This window comes from Pantoea sp. A4 (assembly GCF_000295955.2).
GTDB lineage: Bacteria > Pseudomonadota > Gammaproteobacteria > Enterobacterales > Enterobacteriaceae > Pantoea > Pantoea multigeneris.
In genome coordinates, this window is record NZ_ALXE01000039.1 from 40668 (window position 1) to 59118 (window position 18451).

At 50.1% G+C, this 18451-nt stretch carries 15 protein-coding genes and 1 pseudogene; 4 read left to right on the forward strand and 12 right to left on the reverse strand.

All coding sequences use genetic code 11. The features are described 5' to 3' along the window. Window positions 1–3: 3 nt before the first annotated feature. Entirely contained in the window at window positions 4–954 is a 951-nt protein-coding gene (locus B880_RS0116940; RefSeq protein ID WP_017348640.1) for an alcohol dehydrogenase catalytic domain-containing protein, read from the reverse strand. Then, window positions 947–1447 carry a lactoylglutathione lyase family protein gene (locus B880_RS0116945; protein WP_017348641.1) on the reverse strand — a complete coding sequence of 167 codons (501 nt, stop codon included), beginning with the start codon at window positions 1445–1447 and terminating at the stop codon, window positions 947–949. Before B880_RS0116945 ends, B880_RS0116940 begins: the two co-directional genes overlap by 8 nt. Before the next feature lie 93 nt (window positions 1448–1540). Here B880_RS0116945 and B880_RS0116950 point away from each other — a divergent pair, with 93 nt between their 5' ends. Further along, complete coding sequence (locus B880_RS0116950; RefSeq protein WP_026042727.1) at window positions 1541–2407, forward strand: LysR family transcriptional regulator; 867 nt, start codon at window positions 1541–1543, stop codon at window positions 2405–2407. Between the two features lie 47 nt (window positions 2408–2454). Here the strand turns inward: B880_RS0116950 and B880_RS0116955 are convergent, their stop codons facing one another. The 3 genes from B880_RS0116955 to B880_RS0116965 all read right to left on the reverse strand — a co-directional run bounded on the left by B880_RS0116955 (window position 2455) and on the right by B880_RS0116965 (window position 5947). Next, entirely contained in the window at window positions 2455–3771 is a 1317-nt protein-coding gene (locus tag B880_RS0116955; protein WP_017348643.1) for an MFS transporter, read from the reverse strand. Between the two features lie 82 nt (window positions 3772–3853). After that, window positions 3854–4801: a 2-hydroxyacid dehydrogenase gene (locus tag B880_RS0116960; protein WP_017348644.1), complete on the reverse strand. Its 948-nt coding sequence runs from the start codon at window positions 4799–4801 to the stop codon at window positions 3854–3856. 153 nt (window positions 4802–4954) lie between these two features. Next, entirely contained in the window at window positions 4955–5947 is a 993-nt protein-coding gene (locus B880_RS0116965) for a LacI family DNA-binding transcriptional regulator (RefSeq protein ID WP_017348645.1), read from the reverse strand. A gap of 260 nt (window positions 5948–6207) precedes the next feature. Between B880_RS0116965 and B880_RS0116970 the strand changes: the two genes are divergently transcribed. Continuing rightward, entirely contained in the window at window positions 6208–6678 is a 471-nt protein-coding gene (locus B880_RS0116970; RefSeq protein ID WP_017348646.1) for a YhcH/YjgK/YiaL family protein, read from the forward strand. Between the two features lie 40 nt (window positions 6679–6718). On the opposite strand, the gene B880_RS0116975 is transcribed toward B880_RS0116970, so the two are convergent. The 4 genes from B880_RS0116975 to B880_RS0116990 form a co-directional block, all read right to left on the reverse strand. Beyond that, complete coding sequence (locus B880_RS0116975) at window positions 6719–8110, reverse strand: cytochrome c (protein WP_017348647.1); 1392 nt, start codon at window positions 8108–8110, stop codon at window positions 6719–6721. Continuing rightward, a complete protein-coding gene (locus B880_RS0116980) occupies window positions 8107–9765 on the reverse strand; it encodes a GMC family oxidoreductase (protein ID WP_017348648.1) in 1659 nt (552 codons plus the stop codon). Before B880_RS0116980 ends, B880_RS0116975 begins: the two co-directional genes overlap by 4 nt. Before the next feature lie 16 nt (window positions 9766–9781). Beyond that, complete coding sequence (locus B880_RS0116985) at window positions 9782–10348, reverse strand: sugar dehydrogenase complex small subunit (RefSeq protein WP_017348649.1); 567 nt, start codon at window positions 10346–10348, stop codon at window positions 9782–9784. Window positions 10349–10569: 221 nt separating this feature from the next. Further along, window positions 10570–11412, reverse strand: coding sequence for an SDR family oxidoreductase (locus B880_RS0116990; protein ID WP_017348650.1), 843 nt, complete (start codon window positions 11410–11412; stop codon window positions 10570–10572). 94 nt (window positions 11413–11506) lie between these two features. Here B880_RS0116990 and B880_RS0116995 point away from each other — a divergent pair, with 94 nt between their 5' ends. Further along, window positions 11507–11899 (forward strand): winged helix-turn-helix transcriptional regulator, encoded by a 393-nt coding sequence (locus B880_RS0116995; protein ID WP_017348651.1) that lies wholly within the window; start codon window positions 11507–11509, stop codon window positions 11897–11899. Window positions 11900–11999: 100 nt separating this feature from the next. On the opposite strand, the gene B880_RS26950 is transcribed toward B880_RS0116995, so the two are convergent. The 3 genes and pseudogenes from B880_RS26950 to B880_RS26175 all read right to left on the reverse strand — a co-directional run. Continuing rightward, a complete protein-coding gene (locus B880_RS26950) occupies window positions 12000–12326 on the reverse strand; it encodes a LysE family translocator (RefSeq protein WP_202813428.1) in 327 nt (108 codons plus the stop codon). Window positions 12327–12334: 8 nt separating this feature from the next. Beyond that, the gene (locus tag B880_RS26955; RefSeq protein ID WP_202813429.1) at window positions 12335–12616 is read right to left on the reverse strand and encodes a LysE family translocator; all 282 of its coding nucleotides are present in this window, start codon (window positions 12614–12616) and stop codon (window positions 12335–12337) included. Window positions 12617–12899: 283 nt separating this feature from the next. After that, window positions 12900–13157: pseudogene (locus B880_RS26175) on the reverse strand (helix-turn-helix domain-containing protein); the annotation flags it as partial. A gap of 780 nt (window positions 13158–13937) precedes the next feature. Here B880_RS26175 and B880_RS0117015 point away from each other — a divergent pair. Next, the gene (locus tag B880_RS0117015; RefSeq protein WP_017348653.1) at window positions 13938–18368 is read left to right on the forward strand and encodes a hypothetical protein; all 4431 of its coding nucleotides are present in this window, start codon (window positions 13938–13940) and stop codon (window positions 18366–18368) included. Window positions 18369–18451: the final 83 nt, after the last annotated feature.

Here is an 18451-nt window from a genome sequence, read left to right on the forward strand (position 1 = left end):
TGTTTACAGCACAATAATTTGTTTGCCGCTGAAGTTGCGATACTGCAACGCCTGAAGCTCTGTGGGGAGCTGCTCATAGGGGAATTGCAGTAGCGTCTCGCTCTGCAACCGCCCGTCAGCCAACTGCGCCAGCAACTGCTCGCCCTGCCGGGTTAATGTCTGCCACTGTTGGGCGCTGCCATAGGTGTGAAGTGCACCAAGGGCAACCTCGTGCAGTGAAACGGCACGACCAAAGGGGCTAGAGGGCCACTGTTCCACCCGGCCCTGAATGCAAACCAGATGACCGTTGGCAAGCAGCGCATCTGCCAGGCTTGCCGCATGTTGCGGGCCTACGGCATCGATCACGGCAAAATAGCGTGGCTCCGCATTATGCTCGGTATCTTCCACGCAGCGCTTCGCACCTAATGCCTTAAGACGATCCCAATGCCGTGGGTGGCTGAGCGTGGTCACAACAAAACCACGCACATGCGCCAGCTGTACCAGAAAATGACCGACTGAACCGCCAGCCCCTGCAATCAGGACCTCGGCTCCCGGCTGTAGTGGCAGCTTAGTGATGGCCTGCCATGCTGTCAGCGCCGGACAAGGGAAAGCGGCGGCGCTGGCAAAATCCATCGCCGCCGGGACACGCATCAACACCTGCGCTGCTACCGGGGTATATTCAGCAAAGCTACCGTTGCGTCGCAAACTCTGGTGATAGGCCACACGCGCGCCAAGCCATGCGGGATCAACATCCGAGGCAACAGCAACCACCGTCCCGGCCCCATCGACGCCGGGCACCAGACCAACCAGGCTTTCGAGCACTTTCCAGTCCACCGGGTTGAGGCCAATGGCCGCGTTACGCACCAGAACATCCCCTGGCTGGAGCGGTTGTGCCGTCATCACACTGTCTTGCAGATCCAGCGCTGAATCACCCCCCTGCCACTGCCAGCCGCGCCACTGAGCGATATCAGGCATAGGCACCCGCCGAATAGGTCAGTTCATAGCTGTGGCTATAAATTTCGATGATATTGCCAAACGGATCTTCCATGTACACCATGCGGTATGGCTTCTCTCCAGGGAAATATTCACGTACTGGCATCCGCTGCTTGCCGCCCGCTGCCACAATTTTCTCGGCCAGACCTTCCACATCCGGGTCCTGAACGCAGAAATGGAAGACGCCGGTTTTCCAGTACTCAAAATTGTTTTCTGGCTTTTGCGCGGCTTTGAATTCAAAAATTTCTACGCCCACGCGGTCACCGGTGGAGAGGTGCGCAATACGGAACTTCTCCCATCCCTGACCAAAAACGTCGCTACACATTACGCCAATGGCGGAGTCATCTTCCTGAATCGCCGTCGGCGGCATGATCAAATACCACCCCATGACTTCGGTATAAAATTTTACTGCGGCATCGAGATCGGTAACGGACAGGCCAATGTGGGAAAAAGTGCGTGGATAAGGGGCTGACATGGTAATTCTCCTCTGACAAATTAGCCCCCAGACTAACCAGCAGTCTGTATAATGAAAACAGTGATTTAGTTATAGGTTTTATAAAATATCATTATGCTTAATCCGCAATGGTTGAAGTCATTTGCCATGCTGGCTGACGTTGGCAGCTTTACACAGAGTGCCGACCGGCTGGGAATTACCCAGGCGGGTGTCAGTCAGCATATCCGCCATCTGGAACAACAGCTTGGTCCACTGATTTTACGCAGTAAGCGCCCGCTCGAACTTACGCCTGCGGGGCGTGCCCTACTGGAATATTGTCAACAGGTCGATCGCGCGCAGCGCCACCTTGCCCTGCGCCTTAGTGATGGTGACAGCACCTGTGGTGAAGTCAGCCTGATTTCACCCGGCAGCATCGGCTTGCGGCTTTATCCGCTGTTGCTTTCACTCCAGAAACAGCACCCCGACTTGCTGATCCGTCACCGCTTTGCGCCGGACAGTGAAGTGATTGATGCCGTGCTACACAACCGCTATGAAATGGGTCTGGTCACGCAAAAACCCGATGATAAACGTCTGGTGGCGGAGCAATTTGCTGAGGAACCGCTGGAGTTGGTGGTACCCGCTACCGCTACCGTTAACAGTTGGCAGGATCTGGAGGCGCTGGGTTACATCGATCACCCAGATGGTCAGGCCATGGCAACCCGCCTGTTGAGCCGGCGTTTTCCCGGCAATCCCGGCGTACGCAACCTGCCGCAGCGGGGATTCAGCAATCAAATCGGTTTAATTCTGGAACCCGTCGCGCGTGGGCTGGGGTTCACCGTCATACCCAAATATGCTCGCCTGGCCTTTGCCAGACCAGAGCAAATCAAGGTGGTGTGCAATGAGGTGTTATTGGTGGATACGCTGTGGATGATACACCGTGCGGAGTGGCCGCTGTCGACGCGCGCTCAGCGCGCATTAACGTGGCTACAGCAGCAGCTTTAAGGTAATCGCAAACTGGGCTACCTTTCGCTAGCCCAGTTGCGGAGAGACTACCGTTTTGCCGCGTACAGGCCTGGATTTGCCTTAGCGTCAGTGGAGGGAGTCACCTCACCACTGTCACAGGTTTTAGGCAATCTGATGGCCAACAGTGCTGCCACCAGCAGGAAACCGGCCAGCACGCACATAGCAACACTCTGTCCGTACAGCATGGTCATCAACCCGACCAGATAGGGCCCGCAGAAACCACCAAGATTACCCAGGCCGTTGATAACACCGCGCGCACTTCCGGCCAGTTCAGGGGAAGCGATACGCCCAGGAATGGTCCAGAACGGACTGGTTGCGGCTTTAAGGAAGAAGCCACACAGCACCAGGGCAATATAGGCCGCCACAATATGCTGATGCAGGGCAACCGAAGCCAGCAGTGAAGCGGCGAAGCAAGAGAGTGAGATCGTCACCCACAGACGACGTTTGCCCGAGCGATCGCTGAACCACGAAATCACATAGATCCCCAGTAGCGTGGCGATAAACGGTAGTGTGGCTAGCAAGCCGATACCCGCCATGTTACTGCCCGTCAGATTTTTCAGAATACTCGGCAGCCACAAGGTATAGCCATAATCCCCGGTCTGGTAGAAAAAGTTCAACAGAACCAGTTTAACCAGCGTTGGATGACGGAACACCTCTTTGAGTGACGCTTTCCCCTGTGGAGCCTGTGCCTGTACCGCCGCACGATCCCTGGCTAACTCCGTAAGCAGCCAGGTTTTTTCTGCTTCCGGCAGCCATTTCGCCTCTTCTGGCCGGTCACTAATCACTAGCCACCACACCACCAGCACGACGGCTGAGAGCAGCCCCTCAATGATGAACAACCAGCGCCAGTCGAGCATGTTAATAATTAAGCCTGAAACCGGCGCGGTCAGGATGCCGCCCAGCGGGGCAAACATCATCACCAAGGCATTCGCCCGGCCCAGCTCTTTTTCCGGGAACCAGTTGCTCACCATGGTCAGCACCACGGGCAACATTCCCCCCTCAGAAACACCGAGGATAAAGCGCAGCGCCAGCAGCTCATAGTGGTTTGTCACGAATCCCGTGGCGACAGAAACCACCAGCCATGCAACCAGTGACCAGGCAATAAACCGTTTGCCGCTGCCACGAACCGCGATTCTGCCCCCTGGCACCTGCAAGAAGAGATAGCCAATAAAGAAGATCCCGCTGACGACACCTGCCATCTGGCTGGTAATTGCCAGATCTTGATCCATGCCACCAGGTAGCGCAAAACTGATGTTGACCCGGTCCATGAACGAAATAATGCAGGTAATCAAAATCGGCACTATCACGCGATACCATCGCGTGCGAGGAAGAGACTCGCGCATATGCACCTCCGTGCAGATAAACAGGGAGAACGGGACGTGTCAGGCACGTCCTGTCAGAGGGTTTGACTTGAGCTACGTCGGCTTATAAGCCGTTGGGCAATGGGCGCTGGTGAAAGAAGGCATCCAGGTTGGCAAAGACCACGTCACCCATACGCTGACGGGTTTCATGCGTCGCACTCCCCACGTGCGGTTGTAACACCACGTTATCCAGCGCCAGCAGCGCTTCCGGGACTTGCGGCTCCTCAGCGAACACATCCAGGGCAGCACCGGCAATCTGCTTGTTTTGCAGTGCAGTAATCAGCGCCTTTTCGTCCACCAACGAACCCCGTGCAACGTTGATCAACCATGCATGAGCAGGCATGGCCGCAATGACGTTGGCATCAATCAGATGGCGAGTCGACGCTCCGCCTGAAGCCGCGATGACGAGAAAATCACTTTGCTCCGCCAGCGCATTGACTGACGTTACCGCACGCCATGGCAGGTCGGTTTTCTCAGTGCGACTCACATAGGCGATCTCCATATCAAAAGCCGCTGCGCGCCGGGCAATCGCCTGGCCGATATTACCCATTCCGACAATACCGAGTTTTTTCCCACTGACCTGCACGCCCAGAGAGGGAGCCTGTTTCAACCACTGTTGTTCACGGACGAAACGGTCCCCTGAGCACAGGTTGCGTGCACCGCTGAGCATCAGTCCCAGCGCCATATCAGCCACGTCATTGGTCAGCACACCGGAAGTAATGCTGATGCGGATGTTTTTCTGACGGGTGTAATCGAGATTGATCGCGTCTGTCCCCACACCGAAGACAGCGATCATCCCAACGTTGGAGAGGTTCTCCAGCACGGCGTCACTCACGCCCACATCTCCGCGCGTGACCACGGCCTGAATCTGGTGGCCGGTTTGCGCCAGAAATGCCAGCGGTTCGGCCTGTTCATACAGTTTGTACAGGGTGTAAGTCGCGTTGAGACGCTGGATCAGCGCATCAGGTACGCTGGCAATCAACAATACAGCAGGACGGTTAGAATCAGTCACTGGAACACTCCCTTTAAAAGTCTTAGCCCGATGGCTATCTATTAAAGAGAGTCTGGTAACTATTTGTGAGATCTGCCTCACGCTAAAGCGTGTTAAAAAAAGCTGTTACTGACAGCGTGATCGTACAGACAAATCAATAAGATGCCGCTGGGTTTACAGGCTGGCTCCCATCGACAGACGATAATGCAGATTGACCCGTTCTATCGTTGGTCGCTGCTGAATTTTTTTGATCAGGATTTCAGTCGCCACTTTGCCCATTTCAAAACGCGGCGTCACCACACTGGCGAGCTGTGGCGTAGTCACCTGACCGATATCGAGGCCGTGGAAACCGGCAATGGCCATCTGTTCCGGCACGCGTATCCCTGAAGCACGGCACTCCTGTAACACGCCCACAGCCAGATCATCGTTGGTACAAAGAATACCGTCAATCTCAGGATACATCTGCCTTGCCAGCGTCATCATGCCGGTGCCAATCGACACCGAGGAGACCTTATTCGGTACAATGCGCCCTTCCGGTAAATTGGCCGCCAGCATGGCATCGCGATAGCCTTGATAGCGCTGTTCATCACGCACATCCGACATGGAGCCAAAATAAATAATGCAGCGCCGGTTACTGGCAATCAGCATGTTGGTCATATCATATCCGGCCTGGTAATTATCAAAGCCGACATTAATACGGTTCAGATTCGTGCTGATCCCCATCACTTCCGCGACGGGAATATTGGCAGCATTAAGGTATTTTTCCGCGCGCAGCGTATGCACCGTTTCGGTTAATAACAACGCCTTAACGTTAAACGCTAAAACGGTGGCTATCTGTTCCTCTTCGCGTTGCAAATCATAATCATAATTGACCACCACGGTCTGAAAACCTTGCGCTGTAGTGACCGATTCAATCCCGGCCAGCAAGTCGGCAAATATTTGATTATTGAATGAAGGGATCAACACACCGATGCGCGGCAGTGAATTACTGGCGACAATCGGATTATCCGCATCCGGCTCATAGCCGAGCTCATCAATCACGCTGGCGATACGGGCGGCAGTCTCTTGCGAAACCTTGTGCGGCATACGCAGATAGCGGCTGACGGTCATTTTTGTTACGCCGGAGAGCGTGGCTATATCATGCAGTGTAATACGTTGCATTTTCATCAGAGAATTCCGCCAGACGGCAATAACATCGCGCTATTATGCGCGGGATTGGGTGAAAAATAAATTATTGAAATCGCGGGGTTCTGTGCAATCTTATGCCGGACGGGTGCAGTCGATCACAGCAGAAGTAACGCCGTGAAGTAACATGGCAATAAGTGACGTGCGTCACATTTTCCCCGGCACAAAATTTGTCAGAGTGTACCCATCCTTCAGCGTTTTAAGCGCAATGTATCTGCGCAGCGGTTTAACATGGAGACATTATGATTATTGATGCCTTACAGCATGCACTGGAAAACCCTCTTTATCCGGCCATTATTCGCCAGACATTGCAGCAAATTCAGCTAAGACAGCCCGATGAACTTCCACCTGGTAAATATCCGATTGATGGTGATGAAATATTTTTCAGCGTGATGGAAACTGAAACGCGGGATATCAATCTGCAACAACCCGAATTTCATCATAAGTACATCGACATCCATCTGGTATTAACCGGTGAAGAGATCATTGGCACCGGCACTTCAGCCCTTACCCGCAGCTTGATCGAACCTTTTGATGAGAGCAAAGACTTAGGTTTTTGCCACAGCATTGATAGCGAAACGCTGGTGCATCTGCAACGGGGTGAGCTGGCGATTATCTTCCCGTTAGAACTGCATCGTCCCATGTGTACCCTGAGCGTGGCCCAGCCGCTGCGTAAAATCGTGGTGAAAATCAATCAGGCGCTACTGAAATAGCGCCTGACCCGGCCCCGCAGATCACGCGGGGCCAGTTTCATTAACGCGGGCGACGACGTCGCAGCCAGAATCCAGCCACCAGTAACACAATCACCAGCGCCGCAATGCCGCCCGGCAAGATCCATGGTTGCGCCTGCGCCAGCAGCGGTGGATGACCGCCTTTACGCACCCAGGCCACATCCCCGGCTTGTACCTTGACGTCTGGATTGCCGTAATGGGCCAGGACAAAGTTACTGATGTCCGCCACCTGCTGATCGGTCAGTTGCCCGACATAAGAAGGTGAACTGAACCCAGGCATCAATACCTGATGGTCGGCAGTATCGCGCTGCACGCCAAACAGAATCGCCGCAATCAGGTTATTGGGATTACTCATTCCGGTGGCAGTGTTATGGAACAACGACGGATAGGCCTGGTTCGCACTGCCAGATCCATCCGGCTGGTGGCAACTGGCGCAGTTACCGCTGAATAACGCCGCGCCATTGGTCAGAGACTGATTGGCATTATTCGGATTTCTGCCGCGTACGCTGTTTTCCACATCCATTGGCGCACCGTAATTAAAGGCTGGCTGCGTCTCTCCCTCGGTACGGATCGGCTTAGTGCTTTTCAGGTAGACGGCAATGGCACGCAGATCGCTTTCTGGCAGATATTGCAAGCTGTGCTCTACCGCTTCTGCCATTCCCCCGGCAGCCTGATTCTTACCTGCGGCTCGGCCAGTTTTCAGATACTGCACCAGCTCATCATCGCTCCAGCCACCAATTCCACTCACTTTATCGGAGGTGATGTTTGGCGCGTACCAACTGCCCAGCGGACTGCCAGCCAGCGGCTGATCGTTTTTCTCCTGCATTAACAAACCACGTGGCGTATGGCAGGTATTACAGTGAGCCAAGCCGTTGACCAGATAGTTGCCTCGGTTCCACTCGGCGCTTTGGCTGGCATCGTTTTGATATACCTTGCTGTCCGCAAACATCACATTCCACATCCCCATGCTAAAGCGCAGGTTGAACGGGAATGGCAAGTCGGTTTGCTGATTCGCCTCATCAACCGGCTTTACCCCATGCATGAAGTAGTAATAGAGCGCATGGAGATCGGCATCGGTCATTTTGCTGTAGGAGGTATACGGCATCGCCGGGTAAAGGTTCGCGCCATCTGCACGCACGCCATGGCGCACGGCGGCAGAGAACTCCGCTTCGCTGTAGCGCCCGATCCCGGCCGCAGCGGGAGTGATGTTGGTTGAGTAAATCACCCCCATCGGCGAGGCAATGCCGTAACCGCCGCTAAAGGCGCTTTTGCTGCCCGGCGCGGTATGGCATGCCTGACAGTCTGAAGCGATAGCCACCGCTTCACCCTGTTGTAACAGATGGCTGTCTAACGCTTCCGCCTGCACACCGAATGTCAGCGTGGCGGCTACGAAGCCCGCAAGTAGGTTTTTCATGCGAACTCCTTCATACGCAGGCTCATATCATGTGCCGCTTTTAATGCCAGCGCAGCCATGGTCAGCGTACTGTTCACCACGCTAGCAGATGGGATTGCGCCACCGCCCGGCAGCCACAGATTTTCATGGTCGAAGGCACGACAATTGCCATCAACCACCGCATCCTTACCGCTTTTGCCCATAATCACGCCGCCCATAATGTGGTTGTTGGCGTTGAGCGCCGTGGTGATGTTGAACTCTTTGGCATTAAACAGCTGACCAATGTGTTCCAGCTGCGTATGGCAGGCTTCCGCACCTTTGCGCACGTAGTCACCCACGTCGTAGTGAATATCCGGGCAAGGTAAACCGTGGGGATCTTTACGGGTACTGCTTAAGGTCAGGCGGTTCTCCGGGTCTGGCAGAGGTTCAAGACTGATGGAGAGATCCACGCCGTGGGTGGCACGATAACGAATCTCTTCATCCAGCGCTTTGCCCACCAGGCCTTTTTTCAACGCCTGTTGTGTGGCAGGCACCACGCGGGAAATATTGTTCAGGATCACTTTGTTCGCAGAGTAGTCACGACGGAAATCACCGTCCCGGAAACCGACCATGCAACTGCTTTGTGCCGGCCCGCGTCCCAGCCATACCGGCTCTTCGGTCAGGAATGAGCAGTGGAAGCCAGAGTGATCCATCATGTTACGGCCAACCATATCCGAGCCGTTGGCAATCCCGTTGGGGTTAGCTTTATTCGCTGCCATCAGCAGCAAACGTGGCGTTTCGATACCGTTGCAGGCCAGCGCAAAGGCTTTCGCCGTCGCCTTATGTGATGCGCCAGAGCTGTCGAGCCAGTGAACCGCAGTGATACGGTTGTTGTCATCCGTGTCCATTTTGTAGACCACCGCCTCTGCCAGTACCACCGCACCTGCGCGTTCTGCGCGCTCAACATGGTGGATGCCGTTATACATGGCGCCAATCGGGCAAATGGGCTGGCAGTTATTGTTGCCACAGCAGGTAGGGCGACCTTCCCATGGGCGCGTGCTGCGGCCCTGTGGGATCGGCACCAGGTTGTAACCATGGGGATTCACCACGCTGGCAAAATAGTTGTCGCCATGACCGAACGGCACCATGTCCATCGGATACGGCTGACTGCGCTGGGCAGGAGATTGACGAACAGGGTCGTTTGGCCCGGCGACGCCAATTTCATTTTCAGCACGGCAGTACCAGGGTTCCAGCTCCTCATAGGCGATAGGCCAGTCGCGTCCCACGCCGTATTTTGACTGCATGACGAAATCACTGGGGTGATGACGCCAGCAGGAGGCCGCCCAGTGCCAGGTGGTGCCCCCTACCGTGCGCAGGTAACCCTGCTGGAAACTCCCGGCGCTTGGCCCGGTGACGTTGACATAGTTGTTCGGTGGGAAGTAAAGCGGTGCTGGGGCGAATTTCGACTGAGGATAAAGCCCCTGGAAATCCGAACCCGCGCGATTGGCAAACGGCATGTTACGCCAGTTTTCTACTGCCTGCGCGCGCTCAATACGCAAGCCCGCTTCCAGAACCAGCACCGAATAGCCCTGGCTCACCAGTTCATTTGCCACCATACCGCCGACAATGCCCGAACCGACGACCACAATATCTGCCTCAGCATCACCCTGAGCAGTAAAAACAGGTTGTTTATTCATTATTAGTATCTGTGTGTTAGAGAGAAGAAATCAGCGAGTTGTTGTCATCCGGCAGCGGTTGTGTCCACCACAAAGGCCCGTTGCCGCAGTAGGTCGGAACGATGAGTCCATCACTGACCGGCTGATACATCAATGCCTGCTTATAGGCGATGAGCTTGCCGTGATAATCATTGCCAATCGTGCCGGTATACCAGGCGGTGACAATGGCAGAGAGAAAATCACCCAACCCAGCAGCTCGGGCACGATCCATCAGCTGCTCGGCGCTATCGCCGGGTTGGATCAGACGAGCTAACTGGCCTACACGTTCCGCGAAATGTGCATCACTCTCCGTAAAACCGGTGAAGAAACGCGCACCCAGTTCAACATCCAGGTGCTGATGTTCAGTGATGGAGTGTGATACGGAAATAAAGTCGCGAAGCGCATCACGACCACTGGTGACGCTGGCGGCAAAAGCGCGGCCCGGCAGCGCAGTGAGTGCGCCAGTGAGCGTTAATCCGGCGGCAGCAAGCAGGAACTCTCTTCGGGTGGAACCGGTTCCATTTTTTGATGCAGCAGTAGAATTTGTCGTTATTCGTTGTTTCATCGGGAGCCTGGTGTGAGAAGTTGGAGGTTATTACGTGATTAACCTCACAAATGATACCGGTAACAAAACATTTTTGTTAATAAATATCGTTACTTTTGTGTGGTTTTCGCAGAAAAAGCGCAAAATGATAAAACAGTACAAATATCAACCAACCCTGATTCTTCACACATCAGAATGGACAAAGCCTCCTTGCGGAGGCTTTGTCAGGCTACCCATGTTGGCTACAGTGCCGCCTTCACGCTCGCTTTTAATGGCGTAGTAGGACGACCAATCAGTCGGGAAAGCTGATGATCTTCATCAAACAGCGCATTGTGTGAAGCGCCGGTATCCCATGAGGCAATCGCCTCGGCGAAGAAGTCAGGCAAACCTGCCTGCTTCAAGGCTGCGGCATAATCCGCTTCCGGGAGATTGGTGTAAGGGATGGTTTTACCACTCTGCGCCGAGATTTCAGCTGCCAGCTCGCTTAAGGTATAGGACGCATCGCCCGCCAGTTCATAGGTCTTACCCTGATGGCCCGCACTGGTGAGCACCACGGCTGCCGCTTCCGCATAGTCAGCGCGTGCTGCCGATGAGATCTTACCCTCCCCTGCGCTGCCATAGAGCGCACCTAGTCCCAGGGCTGGCCCCACGGAAGCGGTATAGTTCTCGGTGTACCAGCCATTTCTTAGAATAGTGTAGTCCAGACCAGAGGCTTTAATTGCCTGTTCGGTTTGCGCATGTTCTGGTGCCAGGCTCAGAGGAGAGCTGTCCGCACGTAACAGGCTGGTATAAACGAAATGCTTTACACCGGCTTTTTTGGCCGCTTCGATCACATTGGCGTGTTGCACCGCACGCTGACCAATTTCATTGCCCGAAATCAGTAGCAGGGTATCAACCCCTTGCAGCGCTGCATCCAGCCCCTCAGCCTTACTGTAATCAAATGCACGTGCCGCCACACCCAGATCCGCAGCTTTTGCCGGATCGCGCACTAACGCGACGATCTCACTACTCGCCACTTTCTGTTTCAGTTTTTCCACGACCAAACGGCCCAGTTGGCCAGTCGCACCGGTAATTGCAATTGTCATCATCCGATCCTCGTAATGTTGTTTCGACGGGTTTCAGTTACTATAGTTGCCTAAATTACTTTTAGTAAGTACTTACAAAAAGGTTAGTGATTGAATGACTACAACAAAAAAACTGAATAAGAGTGCTGAAGGCGCAGCACAATTCGAACGCTGCAATGTGCTGGCAGCGGGCTGCCCTTCCCGGAAAGTCTTACAACACCTCAGCAGCCGCTGGGGTGTGCTGATCATGTTAGTGCTGCTCTCTGGCAAACACCGTTTTAGTGAAATTCGCCGGGAAATAGAGGGAGTGAGTGAGCGTATGCTGTCGCAAACGTTGCAGTCACTGGAAGGCGATGGCATGTTGATTCGCAAATCGATGCACACCGTGCCGCCCCATGTGGAGTATTCACTTACCGAGTTGGGTACAGAAGCGGCGTTGAAAATTCAGGGGCTGGTTGCACTGATTGAAGAGAGCCAAATGGCAAAACTGCTGGCGGAGCAAGCTTAGTTTCTACCGCAGCAGTCGGAGAGATCCTGCATTGCACAGCGGGCATTAATGCCCTGCAAATGCAGGGCTATCCCCAGTTTGCTGCGTATCCCTGTTCGTTTCAGAGGAACATTTTTCCAATGGTGATCGCGGCAATGATCATAAACAGAACCGGTGGAACATAGTCAAACCAGCCTGCACGGTTCATCAAGGATTTCATCTTTAAGCCAAGCATTCCTACTGCAGAATTCACAATGATTCCGCCAAGATTAAACACCAGCCCATACGCCAGTAAATACATCCAGGCTGGGCTGGCATTAGCCGGGATAAACTGCGGCAGCAAACTGACAAAGAACAGACCAATTTTTGGGTTGGTTAAATTGATCAGCAAGCCTTTGCTGAAAACATGCCTTGCATCCTGATCGGTTTTGACTTCCTCTGTCGTCATCGTTTTATTTAAAGTTTCGGCCAGGACGCCACAGCCAGCCAGATCAGATACACAGCACCGACTATTTTTATTGCCTGAAAAACCAGTGGGAAGTGGTTAAAAAACACCACTAAACCAAAGCTTACGCAGATCACATAAAAAAATACGCCAACTTCAACGCCAGCCGCCGCCTTAAGGCCTTTACCTATGCCAAATTTGACCGACTGGTTTAGCACATAGAGCATTGCTGGCCCTGGCGCTATATTGATGATAATCACGGTGAGTAAGAAATAATAAAAAACGCCATCCATATTGCGCTCCAGAACAAGTCTGTTGATTTTCACATCTTCAACAGGAAACTTTAAACAAATGCAGCCACAGCTGACATTAAAACGGAATCTGCCAGCCTGTCCTTGTGGAAAGGTAAATTAAGCACCAAGAATATAATCATCAATTTAATTAAAGTAAATAAATAAAATGAAAATATGAGGGTTTCATTTACCACTGGACTCCTGTCAATTTATTTGGTTGCTTTAGAAATCAATATGCAAAATAAATCCTGCTGTTTTTCATTGCGGGTTATTGTGTCATTAGAGTGTGTTTTATCAGTTCAAGTAAAAGTGTGCAGCTCTGCTCAAAAGGCCAGCGTCGAGAGCGGCCTGCGGACAAGGATTTGAGTCCATCAATACCTGACAGAGTAATCAACCAGTTAATCCAGTGGCCGGCAGAGGAGCGGGCACAACAGAGCGTTCTGGCAACGTCACCTACGCGAGCGCCCCGATGCAACATCAGCATGGCAGCTAACCTGCGGACATGATTTTTATCGAGGGTTTTATAGATTGCTTTTTGCATCAGACGTCATTCGTCACCAGGTATTGGTGCTCTCGTCGGCATCGCACAATCCGGGTTGAGTCAACAAAATTCGCCCTGGAAATGTTTTCCGTCTCGGGTACAACTGCACTCAACACGCTGGGCGTTATGGCTACTGCAAAAAGCAACACTCATGAAAAGAAGGATTTATTCAGGGAGAATCTGGCCCGGATAGAGGCGGCTGAAAATGAAATGCTAAGGCAGGACAATAACGTTCTGAGGAGCAGACCTGTCACGAATCGCCGGAGGTACTCGCTTTCGTTCTAACGATACACGCGCCACTATCCGAAAAAGTAGACCCACGATTTGCGTCTTCTGTACTATTTACTATTCTATAGATACAGACCGTCATACTGTACCTAAAAACTACTGACCCTATGCCTCCTCAGGAGAAACGAACCTCATGAGCTATGCGATGGATGAACAGTCCGGGCTCCCTGTTCCTGATAGATTGTATACTGCGGATGTCGATAGAAGCCAGACGACCTCATATTATGGCCGCCGTGGCTCAGGTAGATGCCGGAATATAACATTTTTACCGGGCGTATCAGGGGGAGAATCTGTGTTCACGTTGGTCCAGAACACGCAATGCATACAATTATTCTGAAACCACCTATTTTCATTCAAAAAATCTTCATTGTGCTAATGATTATTTAAATCTGAAATTTTTACACATTAAATAACCCCCAGCAACAGGAAGCGTTTTATTTATTATAACCTTTTCAAGGTTGCCCTCATAAAATCCGTCACCAGGAGCCAATCATGTCTGAGCATTCTTATATCTCTGCGAAAGAAAATTCGGAAAACACAAATAAACATGAAGGCCAAAATACGTCACATTTTTCATTTAAAGCCGTAGCTGATGCACCAAACATACCAAATAACCCAATGCATCAGGCGCTGACAAATACATTAAGTTTCTTTATTAACGGTATCGCCAATCAATGGCTTGTACATTTAGAAAAGCATTTTCTAGGCAGCTGGGTTAGTGTAGCACAAGATCGAGAGAAAATTCGTAGTATACTCGCCAGTACTAAGCCTGTTGCTGAAAAACTCAAGGCCGTAAAAGAGTTAGCTGATAAGGAATCGCACACACTCTGGGCCAGTCCAGCCAGTAATGCCGTTGAATTATTTTTAAGACTGGATGAAGTACTGCGCGTTGGTAAGCGATTGGGTGGTTCATCATTACTTGAGCGTTTCGATAAGGTGATGGATCTGAGTGAGCAGCTATTAAATGTTGTCTCAGTAACGATGAACACCTCTAATATTGAACGCTGGCATGAAGATTTAACGAAACTACGCCATTTCGGAAAAATACTCCTACAGTTGCATAAGGCCCCTGCACATGATCCAAAAGCGATACTTGGCCTATTACTTGAACAAAATTTATTACCAGGTAGCGTTTCTGGTATGATAGAAGAATTAAAACGTTCCTATGACAGGATTAATGAATATCTTGAAATATTAAAAGATGGTGGAAATAATTTATCAGAATCCCAACTCTGGCTTAGTGGCAATATCACCGCAATTGGCATTGCATTAAAAAACAATAGTCCCTCTGATGCATTGTCTCTTTTTATTAATATGGCCTCACAACCCGATGTACTAAAAGAAATTGAACCTCTTTTGAAAGCAAATGCTCCTGAGCTCTCATCTTCCCTGCGTATTTCTGGGTTGGTGAGTAAAGAGATGAGCCTGGTGGATGAGAATGCGGGGCAGATTTGGGGAAGCATAGATCTGGTACAGCGGCTGACGCGCCCACAATTTCTTGAGGCGTTAAGCGATCCATCTGGCCCCCATTCAGAACTCACCAATGGTACGTTAAAAATACTGGAGTATACCGGCAGCTATCTCACGCCCGATACATCAACAGGAAAAATTATAAACAATATGTTCGAGGTTATTCGCGGTGAGAATGATCAAACATGGCGCAAATTCGTTCTGAATTCTCTCAATACCCTTGATTACTGGCAGGCGGGTAGCTTTATTTTTCGTAAGGGCCTGCGCCTGGTTGGCTGGAAAATAGTCTTAGCATCTCAGTTAGCCTATGCTGCGTGGAACAGTGATTTTATCAACCAGTTAAAAGATATTGATTTCAAGGATATTCCAAAATTTGCCATATCCTCGCTAAACAACACACTGCATAAGCCCGATTCACCACTTAATCGGGCTCTGGCCGATATTCCTGTATTTGGTACAACCATACGAATGACAGTGCAGGTACTTAATTCACTGGTAGAAAAAGGCCTGTTAAACAATGACCGCTGGATGGAGGAAGTCGCGGAATATATTCAACAATTCGGTGCTGATAATCCTATGATCATCCTTTTCGAACAGATGACCAAAATCGGCTTGATGATAAAACTCTGGCAAGCGTGCCGCCGAGGTGGCCAGGAATCTGATATTGAAAGTGTACAGGAAAAACTGGCCTGGATGATGGAAAAATTCCCGCAACAGCGCTTTCGTTTTCTGCAGCAGTTTGTCGAACTCATCCCTCTATTGCGCCGCATTTACGATCACAGTAAAGAACTACCTGCCATGCAAGCGGGTGAAAGTGCGCTTGGCTGGGGAGCCAGACTTGCAGCCTTGTTGAATGGTCAGGCGGGAGGAGATGCCGAGGAGGTTCGCAAAACCCAGGCCATGATTGCCGAGAAATTGCTTGGATTTAGCTTCCAGGCAATGGAACAGAGTGTTGAAGCTGCATTGGCAGACGATCGGCCTGACAAAGAAACCAGACCTGAATTACCCACTATGTCTGTTGCAGAGAAGGGGCGAAAAACGGCCTACGGCACGTTTGAGCTTGCCCCTGCACCCGTACCAGATTTTTCTTTACCCGGCTTCAATTTTAAGCAATGGCAACAAAGCTTGAATAAAAGTCGTGAATCTCAGCCTCTGCTAATGGAAGAGAGTAAATGGCGTGAGCAACAGCTGGACAAGAAATGGCAAGCGCTGGAGAAACAGCTAAAAGCTCAGGTTGAAGCAAAAGCAATCAGTGCGCACAGGGTCCTCAACTATGTCACCCATGAGATGAATCAGCGCCTGCACGAAGCTGGCCAATCTGGCGCGGAATTGTTAGCGGCTGCGTCAGAAAAAAGCAGCCGTATTCTTCAGGTTGCGGGAGATAAGGTCCGGACTACGGCAACTAAAACCAAAGAAAGATGGAATGATCTTTCTTACGATCAAAAAGCAATAGTTGGTCTTACCGCTGGCAGCGTCGCCTTCGGCACAGGACTGGGAGTCGCAGCATATTTCATGTCGGGAAGTAGTGAAGAGAATTTCCTGCAGAATATCACGCTGGAAAATCTTGAAGAAGCACGTGCCGAAGTAATCCGCGAACTTGCGTCTGTTAAACGTAAGAGAAATATTGCACGCGGAGTTACGCTGGCAAGTGGCGTTCTATCGGCGACTCTGCTGGGGGGGCGGTTAGCATTAAGAACAGGAAACAAAATAAAAGATGCAATTACTGGCGTGAATAAACCTGCGAATATTCGATATGAGTCTGATAGTGCAGAAGAAGCTCGAGAAAATGAGCAAGCAGCACAGCTTGCAAGAACAGGCGGGTTGGCACAGATAGTTCGGGCAGCACCTGGGGGTAAGGATATTTTAGATTCTTCGTATATTAATGAGGAAGGTAAATATGTGATAAATCCAGGCGTTGCAAAACGTGAAGAAATAGAAAGGATAAGGGAGGAAACAAAAGAACATGAAAACAGGTGGTTCAAAACGCCAGAGAAAATTGGAGCTGCATTAATTGTTCCCACAGGTATTGGCGGGCTACTTTGGTGGCGATACGCAAAACAAGAAAATAATCTTAACAGGAGGCGAGATGTTCTGATGAACAGGCACCTTCCGATAAGGATTATTTTAAACAACGTCATGAGTAAAATAAATAATTTGAGTGATGAGCACATTAAAAATTTAGACTCTATCTCTAAAATACATGGAATGGAATATAATATTTTTAAATTAGAAAAAATTGCGATCGAACTGACTAAGCAATTAGCGCAGCCCGTCACTCAGGATAATACCGCAGATAACTCTATTTTAGGGAAAGATACTCTGGCTATGCCGCTTCGGCTTATCAAACTTGAAGATGGAACCTTCGAGGTAGATATCATTACGCCAAGAACAACCACTCCAGTTGTTGAGACGCAGGAAGATGATGAAGAACCTGCATGGATGGTTTCATACTCCGATATAGCAAAAGCGGGTGCAAATTACCATAGGGCTTTAAGAAATTTTAACAAAATTCACAAAGAATATGTTGCTGATGATTTAGACATGAGTAAAGATAATTTGAGAATAATTAATGAAGCCATTGAAGCCTTAAGAGAAGCCAGAACCAAGTTTAGTAAATTAATATCCAGAATCAATCTTGGTATATTAATATTACACCAGCCTGAGAGTTTTGTCGCTGCAGACTATATCAATGTTTGGCTTGAAGAGGAGTATGCAGGAAGAATTGATGGATCGAAAATCATCCCCGTTGAATACACTTTCAGATCTAGTCAAGCAGGTGACACTGTAGTAAAAAAAACTAAACAGCATTCTTTAGCAGAAGTCCTTTCCCCTGGTTTTAAAATCTGGGCATGGTATGGCGGTGAAGATAGTGTATCAAAAATTGAAGTTAAATGGGGACCCGACATTCCAGAAGAAATAAAGTTGGCTTACCAGAATCGTGAATCTCTTTCCGATTATGATGAGGCTAATGAAATCCTGTCTAAAGATGTAAAAGTGGATGATTTTGAATCAGAAATATCAGGTTTTGTCAGTGAAGCAACGCAGAAATTATCTGATGATCTAACGAGAAATAAAAGACTGGCGCAACTTTATTCCCCCCCTGTTTGGTTACATAGTAAGATAAATGAAGTGGCAAGCAGATTTAATCTTAACAGAACTATAGATCTTAAAACAAAATACTCATTAAGAATAGATTATTATAAAGAAGATGACTCTACTCCTACAAGAAGTGGATTAGTTGGCACTCATATAAGTCGACCAGGCAAAATAAAAACATCTTCGGATACAAAAAGCATCACTATTGTTGATTATCTTTTTTTTAAGAGATCAACGCACAGTGGTTATGAAGATTCTCACGGTGGAAAAGGTGAAATGAATGGGTTTTCATGGCCTGATTATATAAAAAATACACCTGGATTAATAGATGCACTTGAAGGTATAAATTTTGAATAAGATTACAAAGATGATGTAAGCAACATTCCCAGCAGCGATAGAGGTTTTTATAACGACTATGCCAGAAATAAAGTCACTGAATT

What these genes read in the sequence shown, in the direction of transcription:
- B880_RS0116940 (WP_017348640.1), bottom strand. Translation starts at nt 954, where the DNA reads ATGCCTGATATCGCTCAGTGGCGCGGCTGGCAGTGGCAGGGGGGTGAT.
- B880_RS0116945 (WP_017348641.1), bottom strand. Translation starts at nt 1,447, where the DNA reads ATGTCAGCCCCTTATCCACGCACTTTTTCCCACATTGGCCTGTCCGTT.
- B880_RS0116950 (WP_026042727.1), top strand. Translation starts at nt 1,541, where the DNA reads ATGCTTAATCCGCAATGGTTGAAGTCATTTGCCATGCTGGCTGACGTT.
- B880_RS0116955 (WP_017348643.1), bottom strand. Translation starts at nt 3,771, where the DNA reads ATGCGCGAGTCTCTTCCTCGCACGCGATGGTATCGCGTGATAGTGCCG.
- B880_RS0116965 (WP_017348645.1), bottom strand. Translation starts at nt 5,947, where the DNA reads ATGAAAATGCAACGTATTACACTGCATGATATAGCCACGCTCTCCGGC.
- B880_RS0116970 (WP_017348646.1), top strand. Translation starts at nt 6,208, where the DNA reads ATGATTATTGATGCCTTACAGCATGCACTGGAAAACCCTCTTTATCCG.
- B880_RS0116975 (WP_017348647.1), bottom strand. Translation starts at nt 8,110, where the DNA reads ATGAAAAACCTACTTGCGGGCTTCGTAGCCGCCACGCTGACATTCGGT.
- B880_RS0116980 (WP_017348648.1), bottom strand. Translation starts at nt 9,765, where the DNA reads ATGAATAAACAACCTGTTTTTACTGCTCAGGGTGATGCTGAGGCAGAT.
- B880_RS0116985 (WP_017348649.1), bottom strand. Translation starts at nt 10,348, where the DNA reads ATGAAACAACGAATAACGACAAATTCTACTGCTGCATCAAAAAATGGA.
- B880_RS0116990 (WP_017348650.1), bottom strand. Translation starts at nt 11,412, where the DNA reads ATGACAATTGCAATTACCGGTGCGACTGGCCAACTGGGCCGTTTGGTC.
- B880_RS0116995 (WP_017348651.1), top strand. Translation starts at nt 11,507, where the DNA reads ATGACTACAACAAAAAAACTGAATAAGAGTGCTGAAGGCGCAGCACAA.
- B880_RS26950 (WP_202813428.1), bottom strand. Translation starts at nt 12,326, where the DNA reads ATGACGACAGAGGAAGTCAAAACCGATCAGGATGCAAGGCATGTTTTC.
- B880_RS26955 (WP_202813429.1), bottom strand. Translation starts at nt 12,616, where the DNA reads ATGGATGGCGTTTTTTATTATTTCTTACTCACCGTGATTATCATCAAT.
- B880_RS0117015 (WP_017348653.1), top strand. Translation starts at nt 13,938, where the DNA reads ATGTCTGAGCATTCTTATATCTCTGCGAAAGAAAATTCGGAAAACACA.